Origin of the sequence: Paenibacillus roseus, from assembly GCF_016424485.1 — a bacterium.
Taxonomy (GTDB): domain Bacteria; phylum Bacillota; class Bacilli; order Paenibacillales; family Paenibacillaceae; genus Paenibacillus_D; species Paenibacillus_D roseus.
Genome location: NZ_JAELUP010000089.1, coordinates 58,985 through 78,595 on the forward strand (window position 1 = coordinate 58,985; position 19,611 = coordinate 78,595).

A 19,611-nucleotide genomic window follows, 5' to 3' on the forward strand; every position below is an offset into this window, starting at 1 on the left:
TGTGCAACGACTTGTTGCATGGAGAAGATTAAATGGGAAAGCAGGATGAATATGAATCGTGTATGGCTGTATGTATTTGGAGCTGGGGCGTTGGAAGTGTTGTGGGTTATCGGTCTTAGACATTCATCGAATGTGCTGGAGTGGACGGGTACCGCCATATCCATTCTGTTCAGCTTTATGATTTTGATCAAGGCTGCTCGGACATTGCCGGTAGGAACTGTCTATGCGGTGTTTGCCGGACTGGGGACCTGCGGCACAGTATTGGTCGAAATGCTGGTCTTCGGCGAACCATTCAAATGGAACAAAATATTGCTTATTGCAGTTTTGCTGACGGGTGTTATCGGGCTGAAACTTATCTCTAAGGACAATGAGCAACAAGTTGCGAAAGCGGGGGAGACGCAATGAGCTGGCTGGCACTGGGTTTGGCAGGATGTTTTGAGGTGATTGGCGTATTGAATCTGAAACGGGTCGCCATGAAAAAGGGCCGGAGTTCGATTATCCTGTTAATTGTCTCCTTCTTCTTCAGTTTTTTACTGTTGACTTATGCAATGATTCAGATTCCAATGGGAACGGCTTATGCGGTATGGACCGGTATTGGCACGGTTGGAGCGGCGGTGCTTGGGATGGTTGTGTACAAGGAGCCGAAGGAATGGAGAAGGCTGCTCTGTATTGCGATGATTCTCGCAGCCGCTATCGGACTTAAGCTGACGGTATGAGCAGGAGCCTGATTCATGATGGGAACTTTATAAAGCATGGAGAAAACTCGTCTGGTTTTAAGGGACGAGTTTTCTTGTTGTGCATTCATAGAGAAGTCCGCGCAGTTTCATTTTCTCGTTTTGAAGGGATTGGAACAAGGAGAATACCGGGAGAGGGGTGCGTTCAAGATCATGATTTTCGTTATTGGAATGAATAGAGCGGATGAAATGCTGTAAAAATGAATGCACGGGGAGAGTATAATGGGCTCAATACCAGAGGTAGCGCTTGAGGTATCGGGCCGGCACGATGCATTGCCGATACGAATGGTTGAATCAACTTGTAATCGTTAATGCAACGCAGGCAGGCGGGATTATCATGAATGTTCGCTGGTAGGTTTTTATCCCGCTGCAGCCGTGGTTATGCGGTAAAATTACCACATTTGGGCATTAAATAGATTGTCTTGACTGGTTAGTGCTCGTTCATTGGCGTTGGTGTGTGTTGCTCGGCCAGCAAAAACTGCATAAATTTTCGAATCGTTCGTTTATTTGCCGGATTCAACAACCGGCAGTCCGCTAAAAACTGCATTTCTTCGCCGGTCGGCTTATCAAATGCCTTTAAAGAGTCAGGTTTGCCTCTTGGCGCCTGAGGGAGCGTTTGCGGAGGAGAGCCCTTACCCAAGAGCAGCCATTCCGCACTGGGTGAAAACTCGTTCACTACAGCAATTAACGTATCGGCGGAGGGCTTGTTTTTTCCTTGTTCAATATCGCTTAGTCTACCTTGGGAAAGGTTGATCAGGCGAGCAAATTCAGACTGCTTCATTCCTGCCATCTTACGCAGGTACAGAAATCTCTCTGCAAAAGTTTGCATAAATCTCCTCCATAAAATATAAATCCGATATCAGATACTGAGGCGATAAAAAAGCTTTTTTTGTTGAAATTATTCCTTATCAGATATATGATGGTTACAGTGGTAGTACTACCACATTTATTATATCACCATAAATGATGTCATTCCTTTGGGAGGTACGAAATGAGGCCGTATCCTTCAGCTGTATCAGCATAACTTGAAGCCCTGATAACCGTTCGTTATCATTATCCTTTTCACATGGTAAGCAGATTATTTACCACTCCAAATCGGAACAGATTCTAAAGCTGTATCAGTATAGATATAGTCAGAATGACATGGACCGGATCGAAAGTGGTTTTATTATCGGGAATTTTTGTCGTAATTTGTAGGAAATATGGAATAAAAGGATGAGAAATGTGAAACGAATTTTAATCGCGGATGATGCTGAAGTCGTACGTCTGTCACTTAAGACGCTGTTGTTTGCCGCGGGCTTCAACGTTGTGGCGGAGGCACGGACCGGCAAGGAGGCGGTTCAACTATATGAGCAACACAAGCCCGATCTGGTCACCATGGATATCTCCATGCCGGAGATGAACGGGGTCGAGGCAACAAAACAGATCATGGCGATGGATACGGAAGCGAGAATTGTAGTTTGCTCCGCACTGGGACAGCAGCAGCTTGCTGCAGAAGCCGTCGAGGCGGGGGCCAAGCATATAATCCAAAAGCCGCTTTTCAACGACCGGCTAATGAGTGCGATTAACAAGGCTTTTATTTAACAGTCCCTCCTGACATCTGACAGCAGCAGATCACCCCGCCTTATGTGAAGCCGTTCTAATGAGAGCACTCGGCGGATGACTGTATCAATATCATGGGAGGTGTTGTGATTGCAGGAAATCAGAAGGCTGACACTCTTTGGTTTAGCTGTGAAGAGGGCCCTTCTTGAGAAGCAAATGACGCAGAAGCAGTTTTGTGAAAAAGAAGGCATTCCCGTCAATCGGTTTACAGAGATATTGTATGGACTTCGACCGGGTAAGCGATATCGCAATAAAATTGCAGAGGCCTTAGGCATAGATCGGATATACAATGGATGAGCTCTCTGACGGTAGGGAGACGTTTTTTGGAAGGAAAAGGATGTGCCAATGAAAATCAAGCCTTACATTATTGATCGTAAATCGTTGTCTGATGACCTGCTTATTCAATGTTATTACCAAGCGATTCGTCTGAACTGTGATGAGCGTTTTATTCAAATTTTAAAGGACTCCATTCAACATCGCAGTCTGGTCTTGGAGCCGGAGAGTTCCAAGCAAGTATAAAAATATAAGCAAGGACCGGGACGCTAGCAGCTCTCATTGCCTGAAAGCTCAGTTCTTGCATTTCTGTCGTGCAACGAAGCTTTTGTCCGTCAAAGGACTGAAAAGCCGTTTGCGTTTGATACGAAGAAGTCCTGCATTAGCAGCATGATCAGATTTACAAATAGCGGTTTGATGGGAATACAACCGGGAGGATGTATGGCCAGTGATTCGAGAGTTAACGAAGGCAACCGAGCATATGCATGATTTCCACTTGGTATTCCAGCCTCAGTACAAGCTGGACATCCACGCAATTACAGGTGTAGAGGCGCTGATCAGATGGAATCATCCGAAAAGAGGATGGATCAGTCCGGATCAGTTTATTCCGGTTGCAGAGAGCAGCGGATTAATTGGCCGGATCGGGACATGGGTAATCCGACAGGCAACAAGACAATTTGCAGTCTGGAGGCAAGCAGGCATTACGCTGCGCATATCTGTCAATGTGTCTCCGGAACAGCTTAAGGATGAAGGGTTTACTGCTTCAGTCGAAGCTGTACTGCAGGAGAGCGGAATGGATACCGCCTACCTGACGCTTGAGTTGACAGAAGGCGCAGCGCTTTATCAGTCGCCTGGCGCCGTAGACCGTCTTCTCCGCCTAAGGGAGCTTGGCTGTTCGCTTGCCATTGACGACTTTGGGACGGGCTATTCTTCTTTGAAATATTTGCTGGATATTCCGGTACAATACGTGAAGCTGGATCGTTTTTTTATTCAGAATCTTTGTCGGAATTCAAGGGCGGAAGCAATCATTCGTTCCATGATCAGACTTGGGAAGCAGCTTGAATTTCAGGTTATAGCCGAGGGCGTGGAATCAGAGGAAACAGTGGAAATGTTGAAGGTGGTTGGCTGCCATGAAATACAAGGCTACTGGTTTAGCCCGCCGGTCGAAGCCCGTGAGATTCCGAAGATGATTGCCAAACTTTCTGTTAGCCAATCATCTTGACAATTCATGAAGAGATGGACACTTGCAAGAGTTAGGCGGTATCGGGGTAAGGGATACAAGCAAGCAATCCCCTTGAAGCGAAGACAATACAGCGCTTCAAGGGGATTGCTTGCTTGTCAGCCGATTTGGGCCTCTGCTTTCCCGCTTATAGGTAATGCGATCTGGATCGTTTCCACGCGAACTTCAATTGATCCGGAAGGCATCGGGATGACGATAATATCGCCTTGCTTGGCAAATAGAAGCCGTCTGCCGGCCGGAGACAGGAAGGAAATGCGTCCATCGCCCAGATTGTCTTCTTCAGGAAAAACGATCTGAAACGTGTCCGTTGTCTGATAGTGAAGATACGTCAGCGTCAACGTGCTCCCTATCAGGGCAACTGCAGCAAGTTCATTTTCCGCAAGCGGCAGCAGTCGCTCCAACTCGTTCCTGTAATCCTCAACCAATTGGATTAATTCTATGCGTTCCTTGCTGTTCGGCGGGATATAGGCGTCGATGTTGTCGCTTGCCAATATTTCCATTTGATTTTGAAGAAATTGCTGGTACAAATGGGGGGCCGTTATTAAATTCACTGTTTATGTCACCTCGTTCAAAAGGCTGAATCTCTTATATAGTTGTAACATATTTGCAACAGCTTGAGCTTTTGTATTCTTGCTATTTCATTCGGACGATGACATACGGTCAGTTTGAAGGTATAATTTGTGAGGGGTGAGAAAGATGAGGGAAAAGGGTGAGTTGCAGCTCACAAACCAGCGATGGAAAGCGATTACAAAAAATGACTCCGCCTATGACGGATCATTCTTCTATGCGGTCGTGACAACGGGAATTTACTGTCGTCCTTCCTGTAAATCCAGACTGCCGATTCGAGAGCATGTCCGGCTGTTTGAAACTGCGGAGGCTGCGAACAAGGCCCTCTTTCGTTCTTGCAAGCGCTGCATGCCCGGCGGCAGACGGCTGCCTGATGAGGAATGGATCAGCCAGATTGTCGGTTTTATTGAGACAAGCTATGCCGAGCCGCTTACTTTAAAGGCGTTATCTCAAGTCTTTCATGGAAGCCCTTACCACCTGCAGCGTACCTTCAAGCGAATTACAGGCATCTCCCCGTTCCGATTCATTCAGCATGTTCGAATGGAAAAGGCGAAGGAGTTGTTGAATAAGACGGAAATGTCCATTATGGATATTGCGATAGCGGTGGGCATTAACAATGCCGCCCACTTTGCAACATTATTCAGACAGAAGACAGGTTGCACACCGACAGTCTACAGTCAGTTGAGCAAACTGAATCATACTGGGAAGCAGGAACTCGCAGTCCCGCGCTCAATCTCAAGCAAACGTACGCTGACTGACGTTTCACTTTGCGAGGAACTGTAATTTTCTATTTTACAACTGGATATCAACATGAAAGGTACCTTTTTCCAGGCGACAAGCTGCAGGCGATCTACGCCGAATGAAGCAGCCAGTGCTTGTGAGGGGTGCCTTTTTGATTTTCTTTGGCAGCAATTCTTCAATTTTTCCGTTTCATTCAGGGTAACTTCAAGGACAAGTGGGCATCATTAGCAAGAATACACTTTGTTGGAGGGATGAAGAATGCCTTCGTCAACAGGAAAAATTCCGATGAAAGATGGTCTTGAGGCGGCAATCGACACCTTCCGGACAATTCTGGGGGACAGCCAGGACTTCATAACCAAGCAATTGGAGACGCCTTGGAATCGGAATGCGGCGCTGCTCTATATGAATGGCATCACTGACAGGCAACTCCTGCAGCAATCTGTTCAGGAAATTATGGACGGGGTGCAGCCAAGCGAGGAGTCCTCCGGCAAGCCGGACACACTGTTGGTGAATATCAGCAAGAAGATTCATACAGCAGGCGATGTCAAACTGGATCATACGATGGAGGGTTTGCTTTCGAATTTGCTCTGCGGCTACGGAGTTTTTCTATTGGAAGGCTGCAATGAGGCATTGGCGTTCCATGTGGAAGGAGGGGAAGGTCGAGCTGTCGAAGAGCCGACCTCGCAAGGTGTTACCCGGGGGCCTATGGAAGGGTTCAATGAATCTCTGGCGACGAATTTGTCGATGATTCGCCGCAGAATCAAGGACCCGCGGCTATGGGCGAAAGGTCGCAAGATTGGGAAAATTACGCAAACGAATGTTGTTGTGCTCTACATTCACGAGCTTGCCTGTCCCGAACTGGTCGAGGAGGTATTCAGAAGGCTTGACAAGATTGACACGGACAGCATTTTGGAAAGCGGCTATATTGAAGAGTTTATTCAGGATGAGCCGTATAGTCCCTTTCCGACACTTTACAATACGGAGCGTCCGGATGTGATTGCTGCAAGTTTAATGGAAGGGAAAATTGCCATTCTCGTTGACGGCACCCCTTTTGCGCTGCTTGCGCCCGCACTTTTCGTACAATTTTTTCAATCCCCTGAAGACTATTATCAGCGGGCCGATATCAGTACGCTGCTGCGTCTGATTCGTTTTCTTGCTTTTCTGATTACGATGCTTGCGCCATCGTTTTATATTGCGATCACCACCTTTCATCAGGAGATGCTACCAACCAGCCTGCTGGTCAGCTTGGCTGCGCAGCGGGAAGGGGTGCCTTTTCCGGCTTTCATTGAGGCGATGCTGATGGAAATAACGTTTGAAATTTTGCGTGAAGCAGCAGTCCGCATGCCCAAGACCGTAGGGCAGGCGATATCGATTGTCGGAACACTCGTCATTGGTCAGGCGGCAGTGGATGCAGGGATTGTGTCAGCAGCGATGGTTATTATTGTTTCGATTACGGCTGTGTCAAGCTTCGTAATTCCAGCAATCAATTTGTCGATTGCCATTCGCATGATTCGCTTTCTGCTTATGGGACTCGCCGCCACATTTGGCCTGTTTGGCATGATGACGGGTCTGATTGTGCTGATTCTTCATTTGACGGGGTTGCGAACTTTCGGGGTCCCTTATATGACGTCGGTTGCTCCGTTTGTATTCGAGAATCAGAAGGATACGCTGTTCCGCATTCCGTGGCGAGGTATGGTGCTGCGTCCAAAATATTCCGGCGGGAAAAATTTAAAACGGCAGCAAAAAAGCCCGCAACGGAAGCAAGAGGAGGGAACGTCATGAAAGTTGTCCGGGTCTTGCTTGCGTCGTTCCTCCTGCTATCCCTTCTTCCTGGATGCTGGAATCGCAAAGAAATCAACGAACTGGCGATTCAGGTCGGCACGGCAATTGACAAGGTCGGCAGCCAGTATCGCGTGGCAGTCCAGGTTGTGGTTCCGGCTGAAGTATCATCGCGGGCAGCGGGGAGCGGACGTTCCCCGGTCACGATCTATGAAGCAACGGCTACGACCATATTTGAAGCATTCCGGAAACTGACGGAGACAAGTCCGCGCGAGATCTACTCCGCCCATATCCGGGTGCTGGTCCTCGGTGAAGCGCTGGCAAGGGAGGGGATTATCGATGTGCTAGATGCGTTGTCCCGGAATCCGGAAGCCCGGTCCGACTTTTACATTATGATTGCCCGCAAGTCCGAGGGCAAGGATGTGCTCAAGATTTTGACCACATTGGAGAAGATTCCTGCTGAAAATCTCTTTCACACTTTGGACACATCATCAAAGACATGGTCGCCGACGACTTCTGTCACCCTGGACCAACTGATCGAGCAGCTTGTTACTAAATCCTCTTCTCCGGTGCTGACCGGCGCAAAAATTATCGGGAATCAACATGGAGGGATGACGATTAAAAATGTAGAAGAAGCAGAATCTGCAGCCATGGTGCGCTTTATAGGACTTGCTGTATTTAAGGAGGACAAGCTTGAGGGGTGGCTGAATGAGAAGGAAAGCCGCGGCTACAATTACATTATGAACAATGTCAAAACCTCGGCAGGACATATCAAATGTCCATCAGGCGGCTCGGCTGTGATGGAGACAACGCATACAAAAACCAAATTGAAAGGCAAAATCGTTGACGGAGAGCCTGTTATTCGTATTGAGTTAAAAAATATGGGGACGATCAGCGATGTGGAATGCAGACTTGATCTTAAGGACCCGCATATGATTTCGGAACTCGAGGAGCGATCCAGAAACCACCTCATTGAAGTTATGGACGAGGCTATTCATGCATCCAAAAACAGATTTCATAGGGATATTTTCGGCTTTGGACAGGTACTTTACCGTTATTACCCCGATGCCTGGGAGAAGATGAAGGATAACTGGTCTGCTCACTTTAACAAGCTGAAAGTCGAGTATGCTGTCGATTCGATTATTCAAAAGATCGGAACGACAAATGATTCCTTACGAAAATATTTGAAGGAGTAGGGCTATGCTGAAGGGGTTGTTATTGTTTGGTGTGTTTGCAGCTGCAGCGGCTGCATGGGAGCTGCCAAAATTAATGAAAAAACGCTGGCGCAAGGAAACAGTGGTCTACTTGCTGTTGTTAATCACCGGTGTCATTATGAGCTCGTATGTAGTCAGTCTGGTACGTATTGCGTCCCCCCTATATTTGATCGAGACTGTGTATCGCCCCGTCATCCGATGGGTGTCGCATATGGTTGGGAGGTAGATGGAATTTGGAAAAGCAAGTGATTGGAACAAGACAGTTTGCTATTCTTGTTCTGTTTTTCATTATTGGAGACATGCTCTGGTTTTTGCCATCCTTTATGGTAGAAGCAGTGGAGCAGGATGCCTGGATCAGCGCTCTCATCGGCGTGCCGGTCGGGATGCTGGCCGCATGGTTTTTGTTTCATTTTGCCAATCAGTTCCCGAATATGAGTCTTGTTGAGATCAACTGGACGGTGTTAGGAAAATGGCTGGGTTCCGCGCTGACCATCATTTACCTGCTATCCTTCTTTACAGTTTCAGTTGTGCAAATCCGCCAAGTCAGCGACTTTATTACTTCACAGATGATGACCGAGACGCCGCTTCGGGCAATTAATATGCTGATGACTATCATTGTTATGATTGGTGTATGGTCGGGTTTGCAGACATTTGCTCGGACAGGCGAAATTTTTATCATGTTGTTCGCATTTATGTTCCTGCTGTTAATCATTTTGCTGATGCCTCAGATCAAGGTTGATAATATTTTGCCTATGATGCGTCATTCCTTCTCTTCTTTTGCTCAGGGAGTCGTATATTTTGTTTCCTATTCTTTTCTGGAAATGTACGTTTTCCTGATGATATTTCCCTATGTCAAGCGAAGCTCACATTTATTCCGGGATTACATGCTGTCCGCACTGCTCGGGGGGGTTGCGATTTTTCTGATTGTGACGACTTCCTTGCTTGTGCTGGGGCCGTTTTTGTCCCGATTTCACTTGTTCGCGACCTATATATTGGCCAAAAAGATCAGCATTGGAGGTTTCCTCGACCGGCTGGAGGCTATATTGGTTGTCAATTTTATTTTGTCCACCTATTTTAAAGCGACATTGTTCGCTTATGGGTTTGTAATGGGAATTACGCGTCTGTTGAAGCTGAAGGACTACCGTATCCTGATTGTTCCAGTCGGTTTTATGATTTTCGGCTATTCTTACATTGTTTACCCGAATCTTGTAGTCTTGAATAACGTTACTCCTGCATGGAGCTTGTGGGATATGACCCATAACCCGATCATTCTGCTTCTCATTTATATTATCCACAAGCTGAGAAGTACGAACCGGAATAGACACAAGTCGGAATCTTCTGAAGAAGCATAATCGGATCCAATTTTTCTGAATTGGAATAGAATGAGATGGACGAGGAGAGCAACGTGGGAGCAGCAGGTATTGAACAAGCCGAAGTCATATTGAGTTGTCACTTGCCGCAACATTGGCATCGGAGGCAGGCGGAACTTGCACAGTGGACATAACCGTACATTTTGCATGCTGATGGGCAGATCGCTAGTGAGTTTGCCCGGGCGGCGGTAACGGGAGGAGGTGGGCAGCATGAGAGTCATCGTAACCTTGGCCTGTACGGAGACAGGTGATCGCAACTACACGACCAGCAAGAACAAGCGGAATCATTCGGAGCGTCTGGAAATGAAGAAGTACAGTCCACGCTTGAAACGGTATACGATTCATCGCGAGACCCGATAATCCAGTTAACAGTGCTTGACCTCTAGAGAGGTGAACGCTGCGAGGTTGTGGTTGCGGTTAAAGCCCGATCCCTTCCGTGCATGAAATTATGCAGGGGGAATCGGGCTTTTATGGCAAGTACCATCGTTCTCACAAATTTCTCTGACTCTCCGTTTTCACTTCAAGCACTGATTGTTTAGATTCATCCTTGTCATTTTCCCTTTTAAAGATCGTGCCCCAGGTAGCGTGCCACCTTTTGCAGCATTTCTTCGTTCCGTTTATAGTAGGTCCATTTGCCAATCCGGGTTGCGGTAACGAGGCCTGCCCGCTGCAATATCGCCAAATACTCCGATACCGTCGACTGGGTAAGCTGGAGCCGCTGGTGGAACAAGCTCACACAAACCCCGACATCCTTGCAATCGGCGCTTTTCTGGGTGCCGAAGTACACCTCAGGTTCCTTCAGCCAAATTAAAATTTGCAATCGGGTTTCATTCGACAGCGCTTTAAAAATGTCAATTGGGTTCATGTGCTCATTATAATCTACTTGGATTCACCCCGCCAAACGTTTTTAATAATTTCAAAGGAATGAATACGATCGTTCTGGTCATAGGCGTCGCTCAAAATCATCAGTTCGTCTGCTTCTGTCAGCTCCACAAACCGCTCCAGCTTGGCCTTCACGGTGGCTGGCGAGCCGATTATAGCGGTGCTAAGCTGGGATTCTACCAAATATTTCTCCTGCGGCGTCCAATAGCCGTCCATACTGTCAACAGGAGGCAGCGTCATCGTCGGCTGATTGCGGATCAGCCCCAGGAACCGCCGATACAATGAAGTTGCCAGCCGCTCAGCCTGCTCGTCTGTATCAGCTGCACAGACTTGAACGCCTACCATTGCATACGGCTTGTCAAGTACGGCCGATGGCCGGAAGCTCTGGCGGTAGAGCGACAGGGCAGGCAGCATATAAGTGGGAGCGAACTGCCCGGCAAATGCGAATGGCAGACCAAGCTGTCCTGCCAGCCGTGCGCTGAAGTCGCTGGAGCCAAGCAGCCAGATCGGGATGGACAAACCTTCTCCAGGAACTGCTTTAACCCGTGAGTGGTCGTCCGGGTCTGGCTTGAAGTATGCTCTCAATTCGGCCAGCAGCTCAGGAAAATCTTGTCCGGAATGGATATCACGACGTAGTGCCCGGGATGTCTTCTGGTCTGAGCCGGGAGCGCGTCCAAGACCGAGGTCAATGCGTCCGGGATAGAGGGATTCAAGCGTACCGAACTGTTCGGCAATAACCAGCGGCGCATGGTTGGGCAGCATGATGCCGCCGGACCCGACGCGAATGCGGCTGGTGCCTGAGGCAATATGTCCGATCAGGACGGATGTGGCAGAGCTGGCTACCCCAGGGATGGAATGATGTTCGGCAAGCCAATAGCGGTTAAAACCCCATTCGTCAACTTTCCGCGCAAGATTCATACTGTTGCGGAACGCTTCGGCGGCATTCCCGCCCTGGCGGATGGAAGCCAGATCAAGCACAGATAACTGGATATCGCTCAGAGAGCGTTTGGATTCGGGTTGGGACGTTTCAGTCATATCGTGCATCTCCTTTATTCACAATTGACAACAATTTATAGTAAAGATAACCTCATCATACACGTTTGCAAGAATGGAATCAATATTGACATATCGGATAATATCGATATATTATTCAGGACTCGCTCAACATCCCGACGAGATATCGGCCTGCTGGCTGAAGATCACAAGAATTGCCGACTGCGGCAACTGGTGGACACGCGGTAGGCAAATGGTTATTCTATAACGAGGAAGGAATCAACGTTAGAGCAGCAGGAGGGACAAGGGTGCAGCCTTTTACTAGAAATGTTATCAATGTCATCAAAAAAATTCCCACAGGGCAAGTCATGACCTATGGCCAGATTGCGGCTTTTGCGGGCAGCTACCGAGCAGCCCGTCAAGTGGTCCGGGTTTTGCATTCCCTAAGCGAAAAAGAAAGCTTGCCTTGGCACAGGGTTGTGAATGCGAAAGGGGAAATCGCCCTTTCAGATGACTCAAGGCTCCTGCAGGAGATTTTATTGCAGGGCGAGGGCGTAGAGGTCGATAGAAACGGCAGGATTAATCTGGACTTGTATCAGCATCATCCTGATTAATCCTGCAGTGAGGCAGGCTCGGTATTAGTTGGAGCTTGCCAAGCTTGTGCATGGTTAGAGGTTCCTCGTACTACGTACTACCGTTGGAAAGCAGCATATGGAGCAGACCATCAACCATAAACGTGTACAACGGATTGTGCAACGTGAAGGACTAGGTTGTCGCGTCAAGGTAAGGAAGCTGGCATATCAGTTATCCGAAGAGGGTACTTTAACATGGTTTATTAACAATGTCGATATTAGGGACGACAGGTGGAGCGAGTCAGGAGAGGGCAGCAATTAATGAAACGGGACGCCAGTCGGCAATAAGGGAAGAAAGTTGGTTTGTCCGCTACGCGGAGGGAGTTGCCGCGCTGGCAAGTGGTATTTTGATCGCCGCAGCATGGATGCTGGAATCAGCTTTCTATTCATGGGCAGTGGCGCTTTACATGACGGCATTTGCGGTTGGTGGATTTGTTAAGGCCAAGGCAGGCCTGCATACGTTGTTTGTGGAGCGTGACCTGGATGTCAATTTGTTGTTGATTGCCGCGGACTTTGCCGGCAATGTCCCGCTGCCGCTTGGGGTGCTGGGACATGAAGGAAGCACGCTGCTGGTCATATTGAACGGCTTGCGTCTGCTGCGACCATTCATCAGGGATAAGGTCAATCGCAAACGGCTTTGCCGTCCTTGCCGGACATTTTATAAAACATAAGCAGCGTCAGGATTTTCTCTCTCCTGCGCTGCTTATTTATGCTGCTCTCTCTTGCGGTCATTTTCAATGGCGGTGAACAGGCAGAACGCACCTGTGAGCACGAGAACAAAAGTCAAGACCGGAAATGCGAAAGTTAGCAACCGGCATCTCACCCCAACAGTTATAGTAATAATCATTATCATTGTAATTCGAATAAACCTGAATAGCAATGCTCTTTTTTGTGCGCCTGCCAGTTTCCCGCAAGCTTGAAACACTTCCATAATTGGGTATAATGATAGAATCCTAATTTGGCAAGGAAGGTTCTTATGAAACAAATCGCAGAAATTTACAAACAAGACTGGCGCAACTTGTTCAAGGTACCGGTAGCCATATTTTTAATTGTGGCTCTTATCGTGCTTCCTTCTATTTATGATTGGGTAAATGTCGCCGCCGTATGGGATCCGTACAGCAACACCTCCGGCATCAAAATTGCGGTCACAAGCAAGGACAAAGGCGCAGAAATTGAGGGGGAGAGCATCAATATCGGGAAGGATGTCCTTGAAAGCCTGAAGGATAACACGAAGCTCGGATGGACCTTTGTAAGTGAGGAACAAGCACGCGAAGGGGTCAGGCATGGGGATTACTATGCAAGCCTGCTCATTCCAGAGGATTTCTCCCAGAACATCACCAGTATTCTTGACGGACACATTCAAAGACCGGAGATCATATATACGGTCAATGAAAAAATCAATGCGGTTGCTCCGAAAATTACGGAAAAAGGCGCAACATCAATCACGGCGCAAATTAGCGAAAACTTTATGGAGACGCTCAGTACGACGGTGTTCACCCGTCTTAAAGAGCTTGATGAAGCTTTTGAAGCGGAGCTTCCGGCGATTCGCAGGGTAGAGAAAGGCATTCTGGAGCTTGAGAAGAGTCTGCCGCATTTGGAGTCGATTGCGGCGAAGGTGTTGGAACTGGAGAAGAAGCTGCCTGAGCTCAAGGAGAAAAGCGAAAAAGTAGCCGTGCTCGAAAACCGGATTCCAGAGATTAACCAGGCCGGAGAGGCGGTGCTGAAAATCGAGGAACAGCTCCCGCTTGTACAGGAAGCTGTGAGAGTACTGACAGTGTTTCAGGGCAAATTGCCTGAAGTCCAGCATATATCCGGCCGTATCATGGAGCTGGATCAGCGCTTCGGCGAGGTCGAACAGACCGTTGAGCGTGCAATTGCAGAGATTGATAAAGCTCAGGCCGTCATCCATACAGCACTGACGGCGCTACCGACAGTAGAGCGGATCGCGGCAGAAGGCGGTCAGTTTGCCCGCGAGTTGGGTCAGTTCATGGAACGCAATGATGCAGCCCTCGATGCTATAATTCCGGTCATTCGGCAAAACCTATTTTTATTGCAGCAAACCGCAGATTCGGCAACCCAGATTGCCCGCTTGCTGCAAGATGTGGATATCGATTCCTCTGGCCTGCTTAAAGCGATGGCTTTCGCCGGGGACCGTCTAGAGACGGGAAGCGCAATAGCTTCAAGACTGGCGGGGATGCTGTCGACACTCAATCATTATTTGCCAGGCAATGTGCTGGGCAAGCAGATCGAGCAGTTGAATGACATTAGCTCCAGGTTTGACCAGCAGCGGCAGCAACTTGCGCGCATTATAGCAGCTGTGGAGCGTGGAGAGAAGCCTGCCAAGGAACCGGTGGATCAGTTATACCGTCTGTCTACAAGCACAAGCGCTCTACTGGGAGGCATGATCGAACGCTTCGATACAGAGGCGGTTCCGGCTTTGCAGCAGGCGATCAGCCGACTCAAGACGATAGCCGCCGATTCAACAAACGCTCTGGATTTGGCTGCGGGCAAGCTCCCGGATATCAAAGAACTGCTGGATAGCACGCTCAAAGTGGCGGATTTCGGCCAGATGAGGCTGAAGGAGCTGCAAGACAATCTGCCGCAAATCCGCAAGATCATCCATGAGTCTGCTGTCAATATCGACGAGCGGCTGTCAGGATTTACTGATGCGGTCAACCGTGCGGTTCCGCTAGTGAAGAAGGAGCTGCCTGCAGCCGAGAACAAGCTGCGCAAGGCTGCAGATTTTGTTCGCCATGATCTCTCTTACGTAGAGGATCAAATTCACCATATGGCATCGCTTATTAGCACGGGCACGCCGCAAGTTGAGGAGGGCGTTCATCGACTGGCGGATATTGTCCGTAATGATTTCCCGCAGATGGGGGAGTCTGTACGCAAGGCAGCGGATAAGATCCGCAAGATCAAGAAGGCAACGGACCTGGAGGATATTTCCAAACTGCTCGGGGGAGATATTAAGGCAAAAAGCGAGTTTTTGGCCAATCCGGTCAAACTGGTGGATGAGCGCTTGTACCCGATTCCCAATTATGGCTCGGCAATGACACCGTTCTACGTCGTGCTTGCATTATGGGTAGGCGGCACGCTGCTCATCTCGCTGCTTCGCGTTAATGTCGACACTGAAGGCAAAACCTATAAAGGGTACCAGCTTTACTTTGGACGTCTATTGACTTTTCTGACGATAGGTATTTGTCAGGCACTTGCAGCATCGCTCGGGAATATTTTGATTTTACCGACCTATATTGTAAACAAGGTGTGGTTTGTACTGTTTGCGGTATTGATCAGCATCGTATTTGTGACCATCGTATTCACACTGGTGTCCGTATTTGGGAATATCGGCAAAGGTGTAGCGATTGTCTTCATGGTGCTGCAATTCTCCAGCTCAGGAGGGACGTTTCCGATTAGTACGACGGGGCATTTCTTCCAGATGTTGAATCCGTTTATGCCGTTTACGTATGCGATCAGCCTGATGAGGGAGGCGGTAGGCGGAATATTGCCGGAGGTTGCCATAAAGGATGTGCTTAGTCTGCTGTCCTTTATCGGCGTCTGTCTCCTACTTGCCCTGCTGCTCAAAAAGCCGCTCAGCAAATCGATCAGCCGTACAGCCGAGAAGACGAAATCAACCAAGCTGCTGTCCTAAAAGCTTGATATGCTTTAAAACAGAAGGTGTAATCGCCGGACAGCAGGATGCACAGAAAGGAAGATGCGAGACTTGAAATTCACCTTTAGATTACCGAAGCCTGATCCAAAGCGTAAAAACGAATTGCTTATTCAGCAATGGACCATGCTGAGGGAGCCGGACAGCATCGGGCGGTCGCTTGTATGGTCGCTCCCATTGATGCTTGCCGCCGGCGGTCTGACCCTGTTGATCATCAATATGTTTGCAGAGGTGAGTATCAAGGAGTATGGCGTACAAGATGGGCATATCCGTCTTGCGATAACACCCTTGTCCGTTGCGGCAGCGTTAGCGCTGTTGGTTGTACATGAGGTGATCCATCTGTTTATGATTCCGAAGTTTTGGCAGTCGGAGAAGACATGGATTGGGCTCAGACTAATGGGAGGATTTGTGCTGACAGAGGAAGAGATGTCCCGGAAGCGTTATGTTTTGATTTCGGCAGCGCCATATCTCATTCTTTCCATTATACTTCCGCTTGTACTTGGATTGCTGGGCTGGTTAACCCCCGGGATCATCATGCTGCTTGTGCTTAACGCGCTGGGTTCCTCGGTTGACCTGTTGAATATTATTTTGACCCTGGTGCAAACGCCTCCTAAAGCCAGGATGGTGTCAATTGGGACCGCAACCTTCTGGAGAGCGGCATAAGGATCTAATAAAGATATTGCCTTAACGGCATCAAGGTCGATTGAGCAGCCGAGAAGCTTGCTTATGCATCTGTATCAGACGTGGATACAATTTGACAGGCTTCTCTTCTTTGATCGTTGGGCTGACAGTTACTCGTACATAGGATATGCCCGCTTTGGCCGGGAGAATGTGAAGGATGAAGAGAGCGTCACTGGAAGCAGAAATTCGGGGCGCCGGGACTGCATGAATCGGCAGGTGTTTGACGAGGAATTGTACGCCGTGATAAGTTAACAATGGCATGACTTATGATTGGAGGTCCGGTTGTATGGCGGAAATTCGTCTTACTATTGATTATGATAGCTATGAGAGCGGACAGCGTATGGATAACCTGATTAACGAGCTGGCGCAAAAGCCCGAGAGCGGCACACTGACAGCACTGACGATCGGGGATTGGGGGGAAGCTTACCAGAACAGCCCCGATACTTTTCTGGATGCCTTGATTCGCAATAAAGATTCTTTTCCACAGCTTCGCAAGCTGTTTATTGGCGATATGAGTTTCGAGGACTGCGAAGTATCCTGGATTGTACAGTCTGATCTGACACCGGTGCTACAGGCATTCCCGAAGCTCCAATCTTTTATAATAAAAGGAAGCACCGGACTTGCGCTGCCGGATCTGGAGCATGATGCGCTGGAAGAGTTGGTCATTATATGCGGCGGACTTCCGCTTGAAGTCGTGGAGCAGATCCGCAGTGCCCGTCTACCCGAGTTGAAGAAGCTGGAGCTGTATCTTGGGGTGGAAGATTACGGCTTCGACGGGAAGCTGGAGGATATCCTGCCGTTCCTGGAGCAGGGCCGCTTCCCTAAACTGACCTACCTTGGTCTTAAAGACAGCGACATTCAGGATGAGATTGCCAAGGCTGCTGCGAACGCGCCGATTCTGGATCAACTGCACATCCTTGACTTGTCTCTCGGCACGTTGAGCGATGAGGGAGCCGAGGCGCTGATCAATAGTGAACGGGTTCGGAAGCTTGCCTATCTGGATTTGAATTATCACTACATGAGCGATGAAATGATACAACGGTGGAAAGCCACAGGCATGAACGTGAATGTCGATGACCAGCGGGCTTCCGATGATGAGGATGACTGGCGTTATCCCGCCCTTACGGAGTAGCCTGACGGTGAAGCAGGGGGAACAAAGTCGGGCCGCAACGATGCTGCTAATCGGCAATCCCGGCAACAGAAGAACACTGGGACTTCAGGAAGCCCGAAGCAGGTGGGGGCTCAAACCTGCAGTGCTGGTGACTTACCTGGAGCTTCTGCAAGCTGCTGAAGCAGGCGGGGAAGCCATATCCCGCCTGCTTGCTTCGCGTCTGCCGCAAGCTGAAGATCAAGGGCTGCTTATTCGATTGGATGCTCCGGGGGAGCAAGCCGATGTAGAGCGGTCCTTGATTGGTCTTGGCGCGCACGACAGGGAGGGGGACGACAGCCTGTTGCCGCTGTCCGCAGCAGCAAGGCGTACCGGGATTAGCGCCGCAGAGGCTGCATTGCTGCCGCAGGAGAAGGGCCGAATCACGTATCCCGGCCAATGGTTCCGTGGCTACTGCCGTCTGCTGGCTATGATCAGTCGTGAGGTGATTCGCTTGTGGCCGAAGGCCGTCTGGGTGAATGCGCCGGAAGAGGTTGCAGTCATGTTCGACAAGCGGGCCTGTCAGCAAAGGCTGGGTGCATGCGGGATTGACATTCCGCGGAGACTGGCCTCCGGTAGCGCAATCAGCTGCTATGAGCATATGATTCGGGAAATGGAGCAGGATCGGATGAACCGGCTGTTCCTCAAGCTGGCTACGGGCTCGGGCGCAAGTGGTGTTATCGCCTATCAGCGTCACCCTCTGACTGGAGCGGAGAAAGCGGTGACAACAATCGGCATTGAGCAGCGGGATGGTATGCAGATTCTGTACAATTCCGGTCGGCTTAAGCAATATGCCGACCATGCGACCATTCGCGGATTAGTGGATTGGCTGTGCGGGGAAGGCGTACATATGGAGGAGTGGATTCCCAAGGCAGGAATTGCCGGCTTTTCTTTCGATATCCGGCAACTTGTTGTCGCGGGCAGAGCCTGCCACAGGATTGCGCGGCTGAGCCGTTCTCCGATCACGAATCTGCACCTTCGCAACCGCCGGCTGGCGGTCGAGCAGACGGGCCTGTCCACGCAGCATATCGAGCGTGCCGCGCTCGCCGCCGAAGCAGCAATGGCCGCCTTCCCCGGTTCTTCCGTCGCAGGCGTTGATGTACTTGTCCGTTCGGGCTCCCGACTCCCTTACATCATTGATGTCAATCCGTTCGGCGATCTGTTGTATGGGGTGTTGCACGAGGAGTTGAATCCATACGAATGGCAAATGAAACCATGAGAGACATCAGGAATAGCAGCTGACAGCCGCGCGAGTAAATGATCAAAGGATGAGCAAGCATGATTACAGATATGAACCAGGTTGTCGGCAGCCATGATATCTTGATGATTACACTGGATACGCTGCGTTATGACGTAGCCAAGCTGGAGGAGACGAATTGCCCCAATTTGTGCGGCAGCGGTCCCTGGGAGAAGCGCCATACGCCCGGCAGTTTCACGTATGCGGCGCATCACGCTTTCTTTGGCGGGTTCCTGCCTACGCCTGCCAATACAGACAAGAATTCGCATGTCCGGCTGTTCCACTCCAAACATACGGGCTTAAGGACTGATCCCCGGACCTGGCTGTTCGATGCTCCGGATATTGTATCCGGTCTGTCGGCGGAAGGCTACCGCACGATTTGCATCGGCGGGGTTATTTTCTTTACCAAGAAGGTACCGCTGGCCCGCGTGCTGCCCGGCTATTTCCAGGAGAGCTATTGGCGCATGACCTTCGGTGTGACGAATCCGCGCTCGACTGAACATCAGGTCAATCATGCGCTGAAATTGCTTCGTGAAGCTGATCCGAAGCAGCGGCTGTTCCTGTTTCTGAATGTGTCAGCCATTCATGGGCCGAACCATTATTATGTTCCGGGAGCGCGGCAAGATTCGGTAGCGACGCAGCGGGCGGCGATCCGGTATGTGGATCAGCAGCTCGGTCCGTTATTTGATGCCATGCGCGAGCGCGGACCTGCGTTTTGTCTGGCGTTCTCCGACCATGGCACGGCTTATGGCGAGGATGGCTATCAGGGCCATCGGCTGGCGCACGAGGTCGTCTGGAATGTGCCTTACCGGGAATTTTTCCTTTAGCCTGTATGAATTCCATTTCGGC

General features: G+C 49.6%; 22 protein-coding genes and 1 pseudogene. 19 read left to right on the top strand and 4 right to left on the bottom strand.

The features are described from left to right. Nucleotides 1-51 precede the first annotated feature (51 nt). Together JFN88_RS15805 and JFN88_RS15810 are read left to right on the top strand one after the other, a co-directional pair. Nucleotides 52-405, top strand: coding sequence for a DMT family transporter (locus JFN88_RS15805; protein ID WP_199020229.1), 354 nt, complete (start codon nt 52-54; stop codon nt 403-405). Beyond that, nucleotides 402-716, top strand: coding sequence for a DMT family transporter (locus JFN88_RS15810; protein WP_199020230.1), 315 nt, complete (start codon nt 402-404; stop codon nt 714-716). Before JFN88_RS15805 ends, JFN88_RS15810 begins: the two co-directional genes overlap by 4 nt. Nucleotides 717-1,164: 448 nt before the next feature. On the opposite strand, the gene JFN88_RS15815 is transcribed toward JFN88_RS15810, so the two are convergent. Then, nucleotides 1,165-1,563 (bottom strand): helix-turn-helix domain-containing protein, encoded by a 399-nt coding sequence (locus tag JFN88_RS15815; protein ID WP_199020231.1) that lies wholly within the window; start codon nt 1,561-1,563, stop codon nt 1,165-1,167. 395 nt (nt 1,564-1,958) lie between these two features. Here JFN88_RS15815 and JFN88_RS15820 point away from each other — a divergent pair, with 395 nt between their 5' ends. From JFN88_RS15820 to JFN88_RS15835, 4 genes are all read left to right on the top strand, one after another. Next, nucleotides 1,959-2,318 carry a response regulator gene (locus tag JFN88_RS15820; protein ID WP_379167344.1) on the top strand — a complete coding sequence of 120 codons (360 nt, stop codon included), beginning with the start codon at nt 1,959-1,961 and terminating at the stop codon, nt 2,316-2,318. Nucleotides 2,319-2,426: 108 nt separating this feature from the next. Next, nucleotides 2,427-2,633, top strand: a complete 207-nt coding sequence (locus JFN88_RS15825; protein ID WP_199020233.1) for a helix-turn-helix domain-containing protein — start codon at nt 2,427-2,429, stop codon at nt 2,631-2,633. A 48-nt stretch (nt 2,634-2,681) separates the two neighbouring features. After that, nucleotides 2,682-2,855, top strand: coding sequence for a sporulation histidine kinase inhibitor Sda (sda, locus tag JFN88_RS15830; protein ID WP_199020234.1), 174 nt, complete (start codon nt 2,682-2,684; stop codon nt 2,853-2,855). 202 nt (nt 2,856-3,057) lie between these two features. After that, nucleotides 3,058-3,831, top strand: coding sequence for a putative bifunctional diguanylate cyclase/phosphodiesterase (locus JFN88_RS15835; protein ID WP_199020235.1), 774 nt, complete (start codon nt 3,058-3,060; stop codon nt 3,829-3,831). 116 nt (nt 3,832-3,947) lie between these two features. Here JFN88_RS15835 and JFN88_RS15840 read toward each other — a convergent pair whose 3' ends face one another. Beyond that, on the bottom strand, nt 3,948-4,400 hold the full coding sequence (locus JFN88_RS15840; RefSeq protein WP_199020236.1) for a GreA/GreB family elongation factor: 453 nt from the start codon (nt 4,398-4,400) through the stop codon (nt 3,948-3,950). Nucleotides 4,401-4,545: 145 nt separating this feature from the next. On the opposite strand from JFN88_RS15840, the gene JFN88_RS15845 reads away from it, so the two are divergent. From JFN88_RS15845 to rpmG, 6 genes are all read left to right on the top strand, one after another. Next, entirely contained in the window at nt 4,546-5,199 is a 654-nt protein-coding gene (locus JFN88_RS15845) for a bifunctional transcriptional activator/DNA repair enzyme AdaA (RefSeq protein WP_199020237.1), read from the top strand. A 216-nt stretch (nt 5,200-5,415) separates the two neighbouring features. Further along, nucleotides 5,416-6,939 (top strand): spore germination protein, encoded by a 1,524-nt coding sequence (locus tag JFN88_RS15850; protein WP_199020238.1) that lies wholly within the window; start codon nt 5,416-5,418, stop codon nt 6,937-6,939. Continuing rightward, entirely contained in the window at nt 6,936-8,132 is a 1,197-nt protein-coding gene (locus tag JFN88_RS15855) for a Ger(x)C family spore germination protein (RefSeq protein ID WP_199020239.1), read from the top strand. The genes JFN88_RS15850 and JFN88_RS15855 overlap by 4 nt, the downstream gene beginning before the upstream one ends. Nucleotides 8,133-8,136: 4 nt before the next feature. After that, nucleotides 8,137-8,376: a hypothetical protein gene (locus JFN88_RS15860; protein WP_199020240.1), complete on the top strand. Its 240-nt coding sequence runs from the start codon at nt 8,137-8,139 to the stop codon at nt 8,374-8,376. A 7-nt stretch (nt 8,377-8,383) separates the two neighbouring features. Continuing rightward, on the top strand, nt 8,384-9,502 hold the full coding sequence (locus JFN88_RS15865) for a GerAB/ArcD/ProY family transporter (protein ID WP_199020241.1): 1,119 nt from the start codon (nt 8,384-8,386) through the stop codon (nt 9,500-9,502). 228 nt (nt 9,503-9,730) lie between these two features. Next, a complete protein-coding gene (gene rpmG, locus JFN88_RS15870) occupies nt 9,731-9,880 on the top strand; it encodes a 50S ribosomal protein L33 (protein WP_199020242.1) in 150 nt (49 codons plus the stop codon). Nucleotides 9,881-10,082: 202 nt separating this feature from the next. On the opposite strand, the gene JFN88_RS15875 is transcribed toward rpmG, so the two are convergent. Continuing rightward, complete coding sequence (locus JFN88_RS15875; RefSeq protein ID WP_199020243.1) at nt 10,083-10,385, bottom strand: ArsR/SmtB family transcription factor; 303 nt, start codon at nt 10,383-10,385, stop codon at nt 10,083-10,085. A gap of 14 nt (nt 10,386-10,399) precedes the next feature. Continuing rightward, entirely contained in the window at nt 10,400-11,437 is a 1,038-nt protein-coding gene (locus tag JFN88_RS15880; protein WP_199020244.1) for an LLM class flavin-dependent oxidoreductase, read from the bottom strand. A gap of 266 nt (nt 11,438-11,703) precedes the next feature. Between JFN88_RS15880 and JFN88_RS15885 the strand changes: the two genes are divergently transcribed. From JFN88_RS15885 to JFN88_RS15915, 7 genes and pseudogenes are all read left to right on the top strand, one after another. Next, complete coding sequence (locus JFN88_RS15885) at nt 11,704-12,009, top strand: MGMT family protein (RefSeq protein ID WP_199020245.1); 306 nt, start codon at nt 11,704-11,706, stop codon at nt 12,007-12,009. Between the two features lie 497 nt (nt 12,010-12,506). Next, nucleotides 12,507-12,698: pseudogene (locus tag JFN88_RS25950) on the top strand (hypothetical protein); the annotation flags it as partial. 305 nt (nt 12,699-13,003) lie between these two features. Next, nucleotides 13,004-15,679, top strand: coding sequence for a YhgE/Pip domain-containing protein (locus JFN88_RS15895; protein WP_199020246.1), 2,676 nt, complete (start codon nt 13,004-13,006; stop codon nt 15,677-15,679). Nucleotides 15,680-15,742: 63 nt separating this feature from the next. Next, complete coding sequence (locus tag JFN88_RS15900; protein ID WP_233167926.1) at nt 15,743-16,360, top strand: DUF3267 domain-containing protein; 618 nt, start codon at nt 15,743-15,745, stop codon at nt 16,358-16,360. A gap of 304 nt (nt 16,361-16,664) precedes the next feature. Then, nucleotides 16,665-17,510 carry an STM4015 family protein gene (locus JFN88_RS15905; RefSeq protein ID WP_199020247.1) on the top strand — a complete coding sequence of 282 codons (846 nt, stop codon included), beginning with the start codon at nt 16,665-16,667 and terminating at the stop codon, nt 17,508-17,510. Beyond that, a complete protein-coding gene (locus JFN88_RS15910; protein ID WP_332908490.1) occupies nt 17,470-18,744 on the top strand; it encodes an STM4014 family protein in 1,275 nt (424 codons plus the stop codon). The genes JFN88_RS15905 and JFN88_RS15910 overlap by 41 nt, the downstream gene beginning before the upstream one ends. Nucleotides 18,745-18,806: 62 nt before the next feature. Further along, nucleotides 18,807-19,589 carry an STM4013/SEN3800 family hydrolase gene (locus JFN88_RS15915; protein ID WP_199020311.1) on the top strand — a complete coding sequence of 261 codons (783 nt, stop codon included), beginning with the start codon at nt 18,807-18,809 and terminating at the stop codon, nt 19,587-19,589. Nucleotides 19,590-19,611 lie beyond the last annotated feature (22 nt).